The following is a 13866-nucleotide window of genomic DNA, read 5'->3' as shown; positions in this document are numbered from 1 at the left end:
CGGTTGTCCGGCCCGGCCACCGCTGACGGGCGTGCACGCCCCCCAAGTCGGCAACCCACCCTGTTCTTGATGCCGATTGCGCCTGTGGGGCGCCAAGGAATGCTTTTTTGCGCAGCAATTTCAACCGCTCAGCCTTGGTGCGCCAGCTCGCCGGCTGGCAGGCCGCGCCTGCGGACGTGCCGCGCCAGGACCTCGCCGAGCGCCTGGGCCAGTGGTTCAACGTGGCCGACGCGATCGCGCTGAGTTCGCTCCACCAGGCCCTGCCCGCCGTGGCGCGCGCCCGGCGCCCGGCGGTGCCGGCCAGCGCGCGCACCGTGCAGGCCGAGCTGCAGCGCGTGCGCGCCACGCTGAGCCAGGCCATCACCAGCCCTCCGCTGGCGCCGGGCGACGAGGGCACCGACGACAGCGACGCCGGCTTTGCGCCGCACCACCAGCGCTGCCAGGAGCAGCAACGCCGCATGGACATGAGCATCGAAGCGCTGCGTGGCCACGTGCGCAAGACTTTGTCCCTCACCTCAGCGCGGCTGGCCCAGCTCGCCGCTTTGGACGCCGTGCTTGAGCCCATGCTGGGCGGGCGCGAGCAGCGGCTGCTGGCCACCGTGCCCAGCTTTCTCAAGGCGCGCTTTGCACATCTGCGCCAATCCCACCCCGGCGGCTGGCAGCCGCTGTTTGAACACGAGCTGCAGCAAACGCTGCTGGCCGAGCTGGACCTGCGGCTGCAGCCCGTGGTCGGCATGGTCGAGGCCTTGAGCCAGGAAGTGACACAACACCCATGAATTCGAACACCGTGAACCGCCTCTTTGTCCTCGGCGCCTTTGCCCTCGGCCTCATCGCCTTGGTCTGGGTCGGCTGGGGCTTCGTCGGCAGCAGCGCCATTGCGCTGACCATGACGCTGGCCATCGGCGCCACCTACCTGCTGGGCGCGCAGGAGATCCGGCGCTTCCGTGCGCACACCGCCGCGCTGGGCCAGGCCTTGGCCGAGGTGCCGCAGCCGCTGGCGCAATTGAGCGACTGGCTCGGCCGTGTGCCGCCCGCGCTGCAGGGCCCTGTGCGTGCGCGTATCGAAGGCGAGCGCGGTGCCTTGCCGGGTCTGGCCCTCACGCCGTACCTGATCGGCCTGCTGGTGATGCTGGGCATGCTCGGCACCTTCCTGGGTCTGGTCGTCACCTTCCGCGGTGCCGTGTTCACGCTCGAAGGCACGGCCGACCTGCAGGCCATCCGCTCCGCGCTGGCCGAACCCATCAAGGGCCTGGGTCTGGCGTTCGGCACTTCGGTGGTGGGCGTGGCCACCTCGGCCATGCTGGGCCTCATGTCGGCCGTCAGCCGGCGCGAACGCCTGCAGGTGGTGCGCGAACTCGACGCGCAAGTTGCCACTGTGTTCCGCCCGTTTTCGCTCACGCACCAGCGCGTTGAGGCCTTCAAGGCGCTGCAGCAGCAGGCCGGTGCCTTGCCGGCGGTGGTGAACCAGCTGCAGGCCCTGATGGAGCAGATGGAGAAGCGCGGCCAGCAACTCGATGAGCAGTTGCTCGCGCGCCAGGACGCGTTCCACCGCGAAACGCATGCGGCCTACCAGGAACTCGGTCAGTCGGTGGCGCTGTCCTTGAACGAGAGTCTGTCGGCCAGCGCGCGCATCGCGGGCGAGACGCTGCAGCCGGTGGTGGAAAACGCCATGACCGCCATCGCGGCCGAGTCCACCCGCCTGCACGAGCGGGTGCATGCAGCGGTGGACACCCAGATGCAGGGACTCTTCGGTGCGTTTGAACAGCGCTCTGCTGCGCTCATTACCAGCGTGCAGGACAGCGCCGCCCGCGCGCAAGCCGAGCAGACCGCCACCGAACACCAGCGCCAGGCCGCCTGGACCCAGTCCTTGCAGGCCATGGCCACCACCTTGCAGACCGAGTGGCAACAACTCGGCGCACAGACCCTGGCACAGCAGCAGGCGGTGGGCCAGACGCTGGAGCAGACCGCCACGCGCTGGCGCGACGAGCTGGCCGCCCTGCGCGGTGACGAGGCCGCGCGCGGCGAGGCGGCTGTGCAGCGCCTGCTGGAAACCGCCGCCGAAGCCCCCAAGGCCGCGGCCGAGGTGATCGCGCAGTTGCGCCGCGAAACCACGCAGCTGGGCGAGCGCGACAAGCTCGCGCTGCAGGAACGCACGACGCTCATGAACAACATCGGCAGCCTGCTGAAGACCGTGGAGCAGGCCACGGGCGAGCAGCGCGCGGCCATCGAATCGCTGGTCACCTCGGCCAGCGCCGTGCTCGACCAGGTGGGCCGCCAGTTCGCCGAGACCGTGGGCGCGCAGGCCCACCGCAGTGAAGACGTGGCCGCGCAGGTGAGCGGCAGCGCCATCGAACTCGCCGCGCTGGGCGAGGCCTTTGGCCACGGCGTGCAGCTGTTTGCCGCCACCAACGGAAAACTCATCGACAGCCTGCAGCGCATTGAAAGCGCGGTGGGCCAGTCGATGCAGCGCAGCGACGAACAGCTGGCCTACTACGTGGCGCAGGCGCGCGAGGTGATCGACCTGAGCATCAGCTCGCAGCAGGGCATCGTGGACGACCTGCGCCGCCTGCGCAGCGACCAGAAGCGCACGACAGAGAGCGCCGCGTGATGACAGGGCTGGACGACACCATCGACCAAGCCGCGGACGAGCAGACCGCACCGGTCTGGGCCGTGTTCGGCGACCTCATGGCCGGCCTGGTGGGCGCCTTCGTGCTCATCCTCATCGGCGTGCTGGTGGTGCAGATGGACCTGGTGGCGAGCCTGCAGTCGGAAGTGCAGAAACGCCAGCAGGAAGAGGCCCGCCGCATGGCGCTGGAAAAGGCGTTGGCCATTCCACTCCAGAGCGGTCGCGTGACGCTGGACAACGGGCGCATCGGCATCAGCGGCAGCGTGCTGTTTCCGCTGAACTCCGACGAGCTGCGCCCCGAGGGGCGGCAGGTGCTCAAGAGCCTGGTGCCGCCGCTGCAGGTGTACCTGGGCGAGCGCGACGAAATGCTGATGGTCAGCGGCTTCACCGACGACCGCCCGGTGCAGGCCAACAACCAGCGCTACGCCGACAACCTCGAACTCTCGGCGCAACGCGCCCTCACCGTGACCCGCGCCTTGATCGCGGAAGGCATGCCGCCGCAGCGCGTGTTCAGCGCCGCCTTTGGTGCCGAACAACCCGTGGCCTCCAACACCGACGAGCAGGGCCGCGCGCTCAACCGCCGGGTGGAGATGGCGCCGGTGCCCAAGGCCAGTCCATCGACCAGCACGACCAAGGCAGCAACGCGTGAGTGATCCGGTGCAGGCCCACTTTGAGGCGGCGCTCTCGCGCCGCCTGCAGGCCGCGCCCGAGGCGGTGCAGCGTGTGCTGCAGGCTCGCTTGCAGAACGCCTGGCCCCGCCAACCCACACAAACGCAGCCCTCAAGGCCAGCCCGCACCCAGGCACCTTCGCCACTGGCACAACTCAACCGCGAGATCGCCGCCACCGCCCCACCGGGCCGCGAGCTGCGCAGCGCCCAAAATTTCCGCGACACCTGGTCGCGCATCTGCGCCGAAGACGAGGTGACCCAGGCGGTGGAGCAGGGCCCCGAGAATGCTGGCCCGCTCAATTCGCACCGGCTGGTGCTGCGCACGCTGGCCTTGATGCGCGACCTGTCGCCCGACTATTTGCGGCGCTTTCTCTCGCACGCTGACACGCTGCTGTGGCTGGAGCAGGCGCAGTCGCAAACCCGGGCGAAGCCGCCTGTGGCCAAACCCAAGGCGCGCACGAAAAAATAAGCCCGGTACCAGAACAGGTTCCGGTGCCGGGCTCGGGGTGCAGTGCAGGGCTCTCAGCGCCTGCGGGTGGGGATCACTTCAGATCAAAGCGGTCCAGGTTCATCACCTTGGTCCAGGCGGCCACGAAGTCGCGCACGAACTTGGCTTGTGCGTCGCTGCTGGCATACACCTCGGCGAGCGCCCGCAACACGGAGTTCGAACCAAACACCAGATCGACCACGGTGCCCGTGCCCTTGGCTTTGCCCGTGGCCCGATCGCTGCCTTCGAGCACGCCCTCGGTAGCCGACTTTTTCCACACGGTTCCCATGTCGAGCAGGTTGACGAAGAAGTCGTTGCTCAGGGTTTCCGGACGCGTGGTGAAGACACCGTGGCTGGTGCGGCCCGTGTTCGCATTGAGGACACGCAGCCCACCGACCAGCACCGTCATCTCGGGCGCGGTCAGCGTGAGCAGGTTGGCCTTGTCGAGCAGGCGCTCGGCGGCCGAGCTTTCCAGCACTGGGCGCGCGTAGTTGCGGAAGCCGTCGGCCAAGGGCTCCAGCGGTGCGAACGAGTCCACATCGGTCTGGGCTTGCGTGGCGTCGGTTCGGCCGGGTGAGAAAGGCACGGTCACAGTCTGGCCAGCCTTCTTCGCCGCAGCTTCCACTGCGGCCGAGCCGCCCAGCACGATCAGGTCGGCCAGCGAGATCTTCTTGCCGCCGGACTGTGCGCCGTTGAACTCGGCCTGGATGGCTTCGAGCTTGGCCAGCACCTGTGCCAAATCGGCGGGCTGGTTGACCGCCCAGTCTTTCTGCGGTGCCAGGCGGATGCGCGCACCGTTGGCGCCACCGCGCTTGTCGGAGCCACGGAAGGTCGAGGCCGATGCCCAGGCCGTGTTGACGAGCTGCGCGATCGACAGGCCGGAGGCCAGCAGTTTCGCCTTGAGCGCGGCCACGTCCTGCTCGTTGACCAGCGGGTGGTCCACAGCGGGCACCGGGTCTTGCCAGATCAGCTCATCTTTGGGCACCAGCGGGCCGAGGTAACGGGTGACCGGTCCCATGTCGCGGTGGGTCAGCTTGTACCAGGCGCGGGCGAAAGCGTCGGCCAGCTTGTCCGGGTTGGCCATGAAGTCGCGCGAGATTTTTTCGTAGACCGGGTCCATGCGCATGCCCATGTCGGCCGTGGTCATGGTCGGGGACTGGCGCTTGCCCGGGATGTGCGCGTCGGGCGCCGAAGGCGCAGCCGGGTCCTTGGGCTTCCACTGGTGCGCACCGGCCGGGCTCTTGGTGAGCACCCACTCGTTGCCGAACAACGTTTCGAAGTAGCTGTTGTCCCAGGTGGTGGGCGTCGGGGTCCAGGGGCCTTCGATGCCGCTGGTGATGGCGTGTTCACCCTTGCCGCTGCCGAAGCTGTTCTTCCAGCCCAGGCCTTGTTCTTCAATGCCGGCGCCCTCGGGTTCAACGCCGACGTATTTGCCCGGGTCGGCCGCGCCGTGCGACTTGCCGAAGGTGTGGCCGCCGGCGGTCAGCGCCACGGTTTCTTCGTCGTTCATGGCCATGCGGGCGAAGGTTTCGCGCACGTCGCGCGCCGAGCCCAGCGGGTCGGGGTTGCCGTTGGGGCCTTCGGGGTTCACGTAGATCAGGCCCATCTGCACGGCGCCCAGCGGGTTCTCGAGCTCGCGGTCACCGGTGTAGCGCTTGTCGCCCATCCACTCGGACTCGGGGCCCCAGTAGATCTCTTCGGGTTCCCACACATCGGCACGGCCGCCGGCAAAGCCGAAGGTCTTGAGGCCCATGGAATCCAGCGCCACGTTGCCGGCGAGGATCATCAGGTCGGCCCACGAAAGCTTGTTGCCGTACTTCTGCTTGATCGGCCACAGCAGGCGGCGCGCCTTGTCCAGGTTGCCGTTGTCGGGCCAGCTGTTGAGCGGCGCAAAACGCTGTGTGCCGGCGCCTGCACCGCCGCGACCGTCGGCGATGCGGTAGGTGCCGGCGCTGTGCCAGGCCATGCGGATGAAGAAGGGGCCGTAGTGGCCGTAATCGGCGGGCCACCAGTCCTGCGAGTCGGTCATCAGGGCGTGCAGATCCTTGATGACGGCGTCGAGGTCGAGGCTTTTGAAGGCTTCGGCGTAGTCGAAGTCTTCACCCATGGGATTGGTCAGCGGGGAATGCTGGTTCAGCAGCTTGACGTTGAGCTGGTTGGGCCACCAGTCGGCGTTGGTGGCGGAACCTGCAACGGCGTTTTTGGGGACGCCGCTGGAAAAGGGGCATTTGGCTTCGTCGGACAAGGTGATCTCCTTCGGTGTTGTCGGGGCGGGTGAACGGTTGACTTTAGGCACTGAAGATGAATCCTTCAATGCAATTCTCCCAATGAAACCCATAGTCAATGGGTGGATAGCCCCGCTGTTCAGGAGGGCTGGGTGTCGGACAGCAGTGCCTTGGCGGCCTCAATGCGCAGTGCCAGAGGCACCGAGGCGTCGTTCATGACGGTCAGCAAAAACCCTCTGGGGTCTTGCTGCGTGTGGGTGGTCACGACCGACGGAGCGCTTGTCGTGGGCGGTGTCGCTGGGGGCTGCAGCAACTTGAGCGCTGCCTGCAGTTCGCCAGGCTGGATGCTCTTGAGGCGCGACAGCAGGTCGGCCTGGTTGTCCTCGCCGGGTGGCAGGTCCAGCGACGGATCGTCGGCGAACACCGCGGCCAGGTCGGAGCTGACGAACGCCGACCATTGGCCCGTGTCGGCTTGCAGCGCCGGCACCAAGCGTGTGTGTGCGGACTGCGCGGGCCAGAGCGTGATGCGCCTGGGCGCCACCGCGCTCAGGTAGCGCAGGCGAAGCAGCTCCAGAAAATCCTGCGCCTGCGCCACCGTCACCGGTTGCGCCAGCGAGAACCACAACTGGTAGCCCTCGGCGCCACACACCGCGATGGCGGGCGCTGGCAGCTCCAGGTCGGCCTGCACGCCTTGCCACACGCGGCTCATGGCGTCCCAGTCGGCGGGCCGCGTCAGGCCCAGCACCAGGGAACGAGTGAGGCCGTTTGTGGTGAAGAGGCGGGACTCGTCAACGGCGCTTCCGTCCTCGGCTGCTGGGCTCAGGTAGAGGCGTGAGAGTTCGGTGTGCAGGCGGCCCATGGTGTCAGCGCCGGATGCGGTGGCCGGTCTTGAACACCCACCACACCACGGCCAGGCAGGTGAACATGAACGCGAGCGTCATGCCCGTGCTCACGGCAATGTGCACGTCGGCCGCGCCGTAAAAAGCCCAGCGCAGGCCGCTGATGAGGTAGACCACCGGGTTGAACAGCGAGATGGTCTGCCACAGCGGCGGCAGCATGTTGATGCTGTAGAACGCGCCGCCCAGAAAGGTGAGTGGCGTGATGATCAGCAGCGGGATCACCTGCAGTTTCTGGAAGCTGTCGGCCCACAGGCCGATGATGAAACCGAACAGGCAGAAGGTGATGGCGGTGAGGATGAGGAAGCCCACCATCCACACCGGGTGTGCCACCTCGTACGGCACAAACAGCCGCGCCGTGAGGAGGATCAAGAGGCCCAGCGTGAGGCTCTTGGTGGCCGCTGCGCCCACATAACCCAGCAGCACCTCGACCCAGTTCACCGGGGCGCTGAGCAGCTCGTAAATGGTGCCGGACCATTTGGGCATGTAGATGCCGAAGGCCGCGTTGGAAATGCTTTCGCTCAGCAGCGAGAGCATGAGCAGGCCGGGGATGATGTAGGCGCCGTAGCTCACGCCGTCGATGTCGCCCATGCGCGAGCCGATGGCCGAGCCGAAGACGATGAAGTACAGCGAGGTGCTGAGCACCGGCGCGATGATGCTCTGGGCCCAGGTGCGCAGGGCGCGGTTCATTTCGAACTGGTAAATGGCGCGTACAGCGTGAAAGTTCATGCTGCCACCTCTTTTTTCTCATGCATCAGACTGACAAAGATGTCTTCCAGCGAACTTTCGCTGGAGCGCAGGTCCTTGAAATGGATGTCCGCTTCGCCCAGCGCGCGCAGCAGCTCGGCGATGCCGGTGTCGTCCTTCTGTGCGTCAAAGGTGTAGGTGAGGGCGTGGCCGCCTTCGGTGATCTCCAGCGCCCAGGGTGCCAGTGCCTCGGGCACGCGCTCGATGGTTTGCTGCAGCGTGAGCGTGAGCTGCTTTTTGCCCAGCTTGCGCATGAGCACATGTTTGTCTTCCACCAGGATCAGCTCGCCCTTGGCGATCACACCGATGCGGTCGGCCATGTCCTCGGCTTCTTCGATGTAGTGCGTGGTCAGGATGATGGTGGTGCCCGCTTCGCGCAGCGCGCGCACCATGCGCCACATGTCGTGCCGCAGCTCCACGTCCACGCCCGCGCTGGGCTCGTCCAGAAACAGGATCTTGGGCTCGTGCGAGAGCGCTTTGGCGATCAGCACGCGGCGCTTCATGCCGCCCGAGAGCGCCATGATCTTGCTGTCCTTCTTGTCCCAGAGCGAGAGGTCTTTGAGGATCTTCTCGATGTAGGCCGGGTCGGGCGCCTTGCCGAAGAGGCCGCGGCTGAAGCTCACCGTGGCCCAGACGGTTTCAAACGAATCGGTGTGCAGTTCCTGCGGCACCAGGCCGATGGCGGCGCGCGCTGCGCGGTAGTCGCGCACGGTGTCATGGCCGTCGGCCACCACCGTGCCTTCGGTGGCGTTGACCATGCCGCAGATGACGCTGATCAGCGTGGTCTTGCCGGCGCCGTTGGGGCCGAGCAGGGCCAGGATTTCGCCGCGTCGGATGTCGAGGTCGACCCGCTTGAGGGCCTGGAAACCGCCGGCGTAGGTCTTGCTGACGCCGCGCACGGACACGATGGCCGTGTTGTTGTCGGTTGCGGGGTTTGGATGCATGAAAGCTCGACGGAAAGTGGACGAAAAGAGGGGTGAAATGATCACGCATCTTAGGCTGTATCTGTGTACAGTGTTTGCTCCATGTCCACCGTCCACATTCCGCTGCAGGCCATCAAGGGCCGTGGCCTGGCCCAGCACCAGCCGCACCGCTTCGAGCGCGACGCCCGCGAAGCCTTCGACGACGGCTGGGGCGCGCTGGACGACGCGGTGCAAGCGCGCGATGAAGCCCCGCCGCCCGCCACCGAGGTGAGCTTTGAAGACGCCAAAAGCGCCATCACCCACAACGACTCACCCGACATCGGCTTTCGCCTCGGTCTCAACCCGTACCGGGGATGTGAACACGGCTGCGTGTACTGCTACGCGCGGCCCAGCCACAGCTACCTCAACCTCTCGCCCGGCATCGACTTTGAAACAAAGCTGATCGCCAAGCGCAACATCGCCCAGGTGCTGCAGCGCGAACTGGCCAGCCCGCGCCACGTGCCCGAGCTGCTCGCCATCGGCACCGTGACCGACGCCTACCAGCCCGTCGAGCGCGAACTGCGCCTCATGCGCGGTGTGCTGCAGGTGCTCGGCGACACGCGCCACCCGCTGGCCATCGTCACCAAGGGCAGCGGCGTGGAGCGCGACATCGATCTGCTCGCGCCCCTGGCCGCGCAAGGCCTGGCGGCGGTGTACGTGACCATCACCTCGCTCGATGCGAAACTGTCCCGCCTGCTGGAGCCGCGCGCCGCCGCCCCGCACCGCCGCCTGCGCACCATCCGCACGCTGGCCGAGGCCGGCATTCCGGTGGGCGTGAGCGTGGCGCCGCAGATTCCGTTCATCAACGACGACATGGAACAGGTGCTGGAAGCAGCCTTTGATGCCGGCGCGCGGCGCGCCTTCTACACCGTGCTGCGCCTGCCGCACGAGCTGAGCCCCATGTTTCGCCAATGGCTGGAGCTGCACTACCCGGACCGCGCCGCGCGTGTGATGGCGCGCGTGCAGGAGATGCGCGGCGGGCGCGACTACAACGCCGACTTTGCGCAGCGCATGAAAGGCAGCGGTGTGTGGGCCGACCTGCTGCGCCAGCGGTTTGAAAAAACCTGCGACCGCCTGGGCTACAAGCGCGAACGTGAACCGCTGAACACCGGCCTGTTCAGGCCGGCGGGCCTGCAGGGGCAGCAGTCGCTGTTCTGATCAGCGCGAGCGCGTCCATGCGCCAGTGGTGCAGCGCCTCGTAAAAACCTTCCCAAACGCAGCCGTTGCAGCCGCGTCCGCAGCAGGTGTCGGGCTCGGGTGGGGGTGGGCGCAAGGCGGCGTCGAGCACCACGCCCCGGCCTTGCGCCAGGCCACGCAGATGCGCCACGAGGGCCTGCGCGGTGGGCAGATCGGCCAACGGCACACCGGCCGGGTCGTGAAGCACAAACCGGGGCTGTGTGCGGCCCTCGAATTCACCCGTCTCGCCAAACATGGCCGCGGGTCGCACCCACTGGCCCCAGCCGCCGTAGAGCGCGCGGTACAGCGTCATGCCCTGCAGGGTCTCGCTGCAGCGCACGGTGTCCAGCACCTCGTACCAGCCGCCCTTGTAGTGGCGGTACAGGCCAGGCGGGGTGGGTTGCAGCGGGGGCAGGTCGCCGTCTTGCACAGTGGCGGGCTTGTCGGGATGTGGCATGAGCCCACTGATTTTAGGGATGTGCGCCTTATCCTCGGTCTTTGCCCGCACCGAACGCCAAGGTGAACCCACATGCTTGACTTCCTGATCACCCGAGCCACCCTGCCCGACGGCCGCACCGACATGGGGGTGGCGGTGCAGGACGGCCGCATCGTTGAAGTGGCCGCCGGCTTGAACGCGCCGGCCCACGACACGCTGGACGCCGCGGGCCAGCTGCTCACGCCGCCGTTCTGCGACCCGCACTTCCACATGGACGCCACGCTGAGCTACGGCCTGCCCCGCGTGAACCAGAGCGGCACGCTGCTCGAAGGCATTGCGCTGTGGGGCGAACTCAAGCCGATGCTGACCGAGGAGGCGCTGGTCGAGCGCGCGCTGGATTACGGGGACTGGGCCGTGGCCAAGGGCCTGCTCGCCATCCGCAGCCACGTGGACACCAGCGACCCGAGCCTGTTGCCGGTGCGCGCCATGCTGGAGGCCAAACGCCTCATGGCGTCCTACCTCGATGTGCAGCTGGTCGCCTTTCCGCAAGACGGCGTGTTGCGCTCACCCGGCGGACTGAACAACCTCATTCATGCGCTGGAGCTGGGCGTGGACGTTGTCGGGGGCATTCCGCATTTCGAGCGCACCTATGCCGAGGGCACCGCCAGCGTGAAGCTGCTGTGTGAACTGGCCGCCGAGCTGGGCTTGCCGGTGGACATGCACTGCGACGAAAGCGACGACCCGCTCTCTCGTCATATCGAAACCCTGGCCTTCGAAACGCAGCGCCTGGGCCTGCAAGGCAGGGTGAATGGCTCGCACCTCACCTCCATGCACAGCATGGACAACTACTACGTGTCCAAACTGATTCCGCTGATCGCCGAAGCGGGCGTGAGCGCGGTGGCCAACCCGCTGATCAACATCACGCTGCAGGGCCGGCACGACACCTACCCCAAGCGGCGAGGCATGACGCGTGTGCCCGAACTCATGGCCGCCGGCATCACAGTGGCCTTTGGTCACGACTGCGTGATGGACCCCTGGTATTCGCTGGGCAGCGGCGACATGCTGGAGGTGGCCCACATGGGCCTGCACGTGGCGCAGATGACCAGCCAGACCGGCATGCGCCAGTGTTTCGATGCCGTGACCACCAACGCGGCGAAGGTGATGGGCCTGCAGGGTTACGGCATTGAAGCGGGCAAGGACGCCAGCTTCGTGCTGCTGCAGGCGCGCGACCCGATCGAAGCCATCCGCCTGCGCGCCACGCGCCTGAAGGTGTGGCGCAAGGGGCAGTTGCTGTCGGAGGCGGCGCCCACGGTCCCGCACCTGAGCCTGCCCGGTCGCACCGCAGCGGCACATCAATCGGGGAACCGCTCCACGTGAGTCTCCCCCCGCCGGCCGTGGTAGCTCACATGCCGGCCAGTGAGCCACACGGTGTAGCCAATGCAGCCCGCGCGTTGTGAAAGGCGCTTGAACTCCGGGTACATCACCTGTCCTTGCTGCGCCCCCTGGATGGCGGCCCGAACGGCCGCGGCGTCGAAGGCGTCGGCCATGGTTTCATCGGCCACGGGGAAGGGCAGGTCCAGTGTCGTTCCATCGGGAAGGTAGTACGTCGACCGCCCAGCGCGGTAGTCCACGTGGTACGACTCGACATGCACGGCCAGGAGCTGGCCGACCACCTGGCCGAAGTGGATGCTTCCCTCGTTGGAGGCGTCAAAGGTGTTCTGGATCACTTGCCGGATGTGGGTTTGCATGGTGATGGCGACTTTGGGGTGTGGATTCAGTGGGTGGGCAGTTCTCTCAGCTGGTGGTGCTGCACCAGTCCTTGCATCAGTGCCAGCAGGCCATCGCGCTGTTCGCTGGGCATGTGGCCAAAGAAGTGCTGGTCGTTGGCATCGGCGAGCGCGGCCAGCCGGGGCACCAGCAACTGGCCGGAGGCGGTGAGCACCAGCACCTGTTCGCGGGATCGCCCATCGGCCAGCCAACGCTCGGCCAGGCCCTTGTCCTGCAACCGGGTGATGACCTTGGATGTTGCGCCTTTGGTCATGCCCAGCGCCTCAATGAGCTGCGTGTGCGAGACCCCCTCTTGCCCCAGCAGTGTGCGCAGTGCCACCCACTCGGTGAGGCTGACGCCTTCGGCCTCCAGCAGCTTCTGGAAACGGGTGGAGACGTGGTTGGAAACAAAACGCAACCAGAAACCCAGGTGGGCTTCAAGCGGGGCTGCGTTCCTGCGTCCGGTGCGGGGTGTGGTCATCGGGCTGGTGTGGAAAAAGCGGTCGGGTTGGCAGTTTAGTTTCCATGGAAACCAAAGTCAATCGGTCTGCCCTGCCGCTGGAATGCCTTGCCGTTCGTGGCGTCGGCGGCTATCGTGCGCACCTGACGTTTTGTCGTTTGGGCCCATGCCAGACCGCACAGGATTTCCCACCCACCTCCTCAGGAGACGCACATGGCAAACGCTCTGAACTGGTTCGAGATTCCCGTGTCAGATTTTGCGCGGGCCAAGGTGTTCTATGAGGCCATCCTCCAGACCACCATCGAACGCATGGACATGGGTCCATCGATCATGGGCATGTTTCCCGGAGGTGAGAACGACGTCAGCGGCGCCCTCGTTCAGGATGACAACTGTCAGCCGTCCAGCACGGGCACGATGGTCTATCTCAATGGAGGCGAGGACCTCGCGGCGATCCTGGCCCGTGTTGCGCCCGCGGGTGGGCAAGTTGTTGTGCCAAAGACCGACATCGGGAATGGCTTCGGCTTCTTCGCGCACTTCCTGGACTCCGAGGGCAACAAGGTGGGCCTGCACTCCATGGCTTGAAGCTTTAAGCTTGGAGCGAGCGGAACCACCCATGCGCAGCGCCGCCCTGGCCGTCGTCGAATACCTGCTCGGCTTCCTCGCCTTGGCGCTGTTCGCGTTTCTGGCCTTTGGCGGCGGGCCGGCCACCGACGACCGGCTGTTGTTTGCTTTCAAGGTGGCTGCGCCGGTGGCGGTGGTGGAGCTTGCCGTGTTGTTCCGGCGCGCCGCACCGGCGAACCGCCTCATCCTCGGCGCCAATCTCTGGCTTGCAGCGGGTGGCCTGGCCGCTGCTCTGCAGCAGTGGTGGTGGCTCAAGGGCTATCAACAGCTTGGAGAGGCCGGGCTGTTCATCTTCATGGCCTTCGTCGGGCTGGTGACCACCGCGTTTTCGCGGGCAGGTTTCGTGGCCGCCGTCGGGCCACGCCGCCCTGTCGTGCTGGCCTCGCTTGTTTTGCTCGCTGCCGTCCTGCTCGCGCTGCTGGCCGCGGTGTACTTTCGCGGAGACGTCAAGTTCGCTGCGGTCATTCCGGTCATCGCGCTGTCCTGGTTCAACCGGTTGCTGCGGCGAACGGTGCGGCCTCGGGGCTGACGTCGCGCACTCCCACCATTCACCACATGCACGACAACCGCGACGAACACTTCAAGATCGCACTGCAGATCCTCGCCATCGTCTGCCTGACCGGCCTGTTGTCGATGGTCTTTCACAAAGCTTTCATCGATGTTGCCCTACCGTGGAAGCAACACGCTGGCGGTGATTTCCGGGCTGCGCTCGCCCGCTATCTGTTTCGCAATCTCGCGGGCTGAGCCCCTCGCTGCCTGCGCGAGGCGAGCGTTTCCGCATTCGCGGGAACTCTG

Annotated in this window: 16 protein-coding genes and 1 pseudogene; 9 read left to right on the top strand and 8 right to left on the bottom strand. The window is 66.6% G+C overall.

The genetic code is table 11. From position 1 onward, the window contains the following. Positions 1 to 107 precede the first annotated feature (107 nt). Genes Q0C59_RS08320 through Q0C59_RS08305 form a run of 4 tightly spaced genes read left to right on the top strand, consistent with a single transcriptional unit; the run spans position 108 to position 3763 of the window. On the top strand, positions 108 to 776 hold the full coding sequence (locus Q0C59_RS08320; protein ID WP_291214006.1) for a DUF3348 family protein: 669 nt from the start codon (positions 108 to 110) through the stop codon (positions 774 to 776). Beyond that, positions 773 to 2608: a hypothetical protein gene (locus tag Q0C59_RS08315; RefSeq protein WP_291214004.1), complete on the top strand. Its 1836-nt coding sequence runs from the start codon at positions 773 to 775 to the stop codon at positions 2606 to 2608. Before Q0C59_RS08320 ends, Q0C59_RS08315 begins: the two co-directional genes overlap by 4 nt. Further along, the gene (locus Q0C59_RS08310; RefSeq protein ID WP_291214010.1) at positions 2608 to 3279 is read left to right on the top strand and encodes an OmpA family protein; all 672 of its coding nucleotides are present in this window, start codon (positions 2608 to 2610) and stop codon (positions 3277 to 3279) included. Before Q0C59_RS08315 ends, Q0C59_RS08310 begins: the two co-directional genes overlap by 1 nt. Then, positions 3272 to 3763, top strand: coding sequence for a DUF2894 domain-containing protein (locus Q0C59_RS08305; RefSeq protein ID WP_291214002.1), 492 nt, complete (start codon positions 3272 to 3274; stop codon positions 3761 to 3763). The genes Q0C59_RS08310 and Q0C59_RS08305 overlap by 8 nt, the downstream gene beginning before the upstream one ends. Positions 3764 to 3836: 73 nt before the next feature. On the opposite strand, the gene katG is transcribed toward Q0C59_RS08305, so the two are convergent. From katG to Q0C59_RS08285, 4 genes are all read right to left on the bottom strand, one after another. Next, positions 3837 to 6026, bottom strand: a complete 2190-nt coding sequence (katG, locus tag Q0C59_RS08300; RefSeq protein WP_291214000.1) for a catalase/peroxidase HPI — start codon at positions 6024 to 6026, stop codon at positions 3837 to 3839. 119 nt (positions 6027 to 6145) lie between these two features. Further along, entirely contained in the window at positions 6146 to 6865 is a 720-nt protein-coding gene (locus Q0C59_RS08295) for a hypothetical protein (RefSeq protein ID WP_291213998.1), read from the bottom strand. 4 nt (positions 6866 to 6869) lie between these two features. Further along, positions 6870 to 7631 (bottom strand): ABC transporter permease, encoded by a 762-nt coding sequence (locus tag Q0C59_RS08290; RefSeq protein WP_291213996.1) that lies wholly within the window; start codon positions 7629 to 7631, stop codon positions 6870 to 6872. After that, complete coding sequence (locus Q0C59_RS08285; RefSeq protein ID WP_291213994.1) at positions 7628 to 8593, bottom strand: ABC transporter ATP-binding protein; 966 nt, start codon at positions 8591 to 8593, stop codon at positions 7628 to 7630. The genes Q0C59_RS08290 and Q0C59_RS08285 overlap by 4 nt, the downstream gene beginning before the upstream one ends. Positions 8594 to 8674: 81 nt before the next feature. Here Q0C59_RS08285 and Q0C59_RS08280 point away from each other — a divergent pair, with 81 nt between their 5' ends. After that, the gene (locus Q0C59_RS08280; protein WP_291213992.1) at positions 8675 to 9769 is read left to right on the top strand and encodes a PA0069 family radical SAM protein; all 1095 of its coding nucleotides are present in this window, start codon (positions 8675 to 8677) and stop codon (positions 9767 to 9769) included. Here Q0C59_RS08280 and Q0C59_RS08275 read toward each other — a convergent pair. Next, positions 9729 to 9899 carry an oxidoreductase-like domain-containing protein gene (locus Q0C59_RS08275; protein WP_370654235.1) on the bottom strand — a complete coding sequence of 57 codons (171 nt, stop codon included), beginning with the start codon at positions 9897 to 9899 and terminating at the stop codon, positions 9729 to 9731. The two genes, Q0C59_RS08280 and Q0C59_RS08275, sit on opposite strands and share 41 nt — an antisense overlap. A 96-nt stretch (positions 9900 to 9995) precedes the next feature. Next, positions 9996 to 10217: pseudogene (locus tag Q0C59_RS08270) on the bottom strand (DUF1653 domain-containing protein); the annotation flags it as partial. A gap of 99 nt (positions 10218 to 10316) precedes the next feature. Between Q0C59_RS08270 and Q0C59_RS08265 the strand changes: the two are divergent. Continuing rightward, positions 10317 to 11600 (top strand): amidohydrolase family protein, encoded by a 1284-nt coding sequence (locus tag Q0C59_RS08265; RefSeq protein WP_291213991.1) that lies wholly within the window; start codon positions 10317 to 10319, stop codon positions 11598 to 11600. On the opposite strand, the gene Q0C59_RS08260 is transcribed toward Q0C59_RS08265, so the two are convergent. After that, positions 11576 to 11971 (bottom strand): DUF1398 family protein, encoded by a 396-nt coding sequence (locus Q0C59_RS08260; protein WP_291213989.1) that lies wholly within the window; start codon positions 11969 to 11971, stop codon positions 11576 to 11578. The genes Q0C59_RS08265 and Q0C59_RS08260 overlap by 25 nt on opposite strands. Before the next feature lie 26 nt (positions 11972 to 11997). Continuing rightward, positions 11998 to 12471, bottom strand: coding sequence for a MarR family winged helix-turn-helix transcriptional regulator (locus Q0C59_RS08255; RefSeq protein WP_291213987.1), 474 nt, complete (start codon positions 12469 to 12471; stop codon positions 11998 to 12000). A 192-nt stretch (positions 12472 to 12663) separates the two neighbouring features. On the opposite strand from Q0C59_RS08255, the gene Q0C59_RS08250 reads away from it, so the two are divergent. From Q0C59_RS08250 to Q0C59_RS08240, 3 genes are read left to right on the top strand one after another with little or no spacing between them, the layout of a single operon-like run. Beyond that, positions 12664 to 13032, top strand: coding sequence for a VOC family protein (locus Q0C59_RS08250; RefSeq protein WP_291213985.1), 369 nt, complete (start codon positions 12664 to 12666; stop codon positions 13030 to 13032). Positions 13033 to 13063: 31 nt separating this feature from the next. Beyond that, on the top strand, positions 13064 to 13600 hold the full coding sequence (locus tag Q0C59_RS08245) for a hypothetical protein (protein WP_291213983.1): 537 nt from the start codon (positions 13064 to 13066) through the stop codon (positions 13598 to 13600). 26 nt (positions 13601 to 13626) lie between these two features. After that, positions 13627 to 13815: a hypothetical protein gene (locus Q0C59_RS08240; protein ID WP_291213981.1), complete on the top strand. Its 189-nt coding sequence runs from the start codon at positions 13627 to 13629 to the stop codon at positions 13813 to 13815. Positions 13816 to 13866 lie beyond the last annotated feature (51 nt).

It is taken from the genome of Hydrogenophaga sp., from assembly GCF_022844385.1.
GTDB lineage: Bacteria > Pseudomonadota > Gammaproteobacteria > Burkholderiales > Burkholderiaceae_C > Hydrogenophaga.
This window is presented reverse-complemented; position numbering and strand designations above follow the sequence as displayed.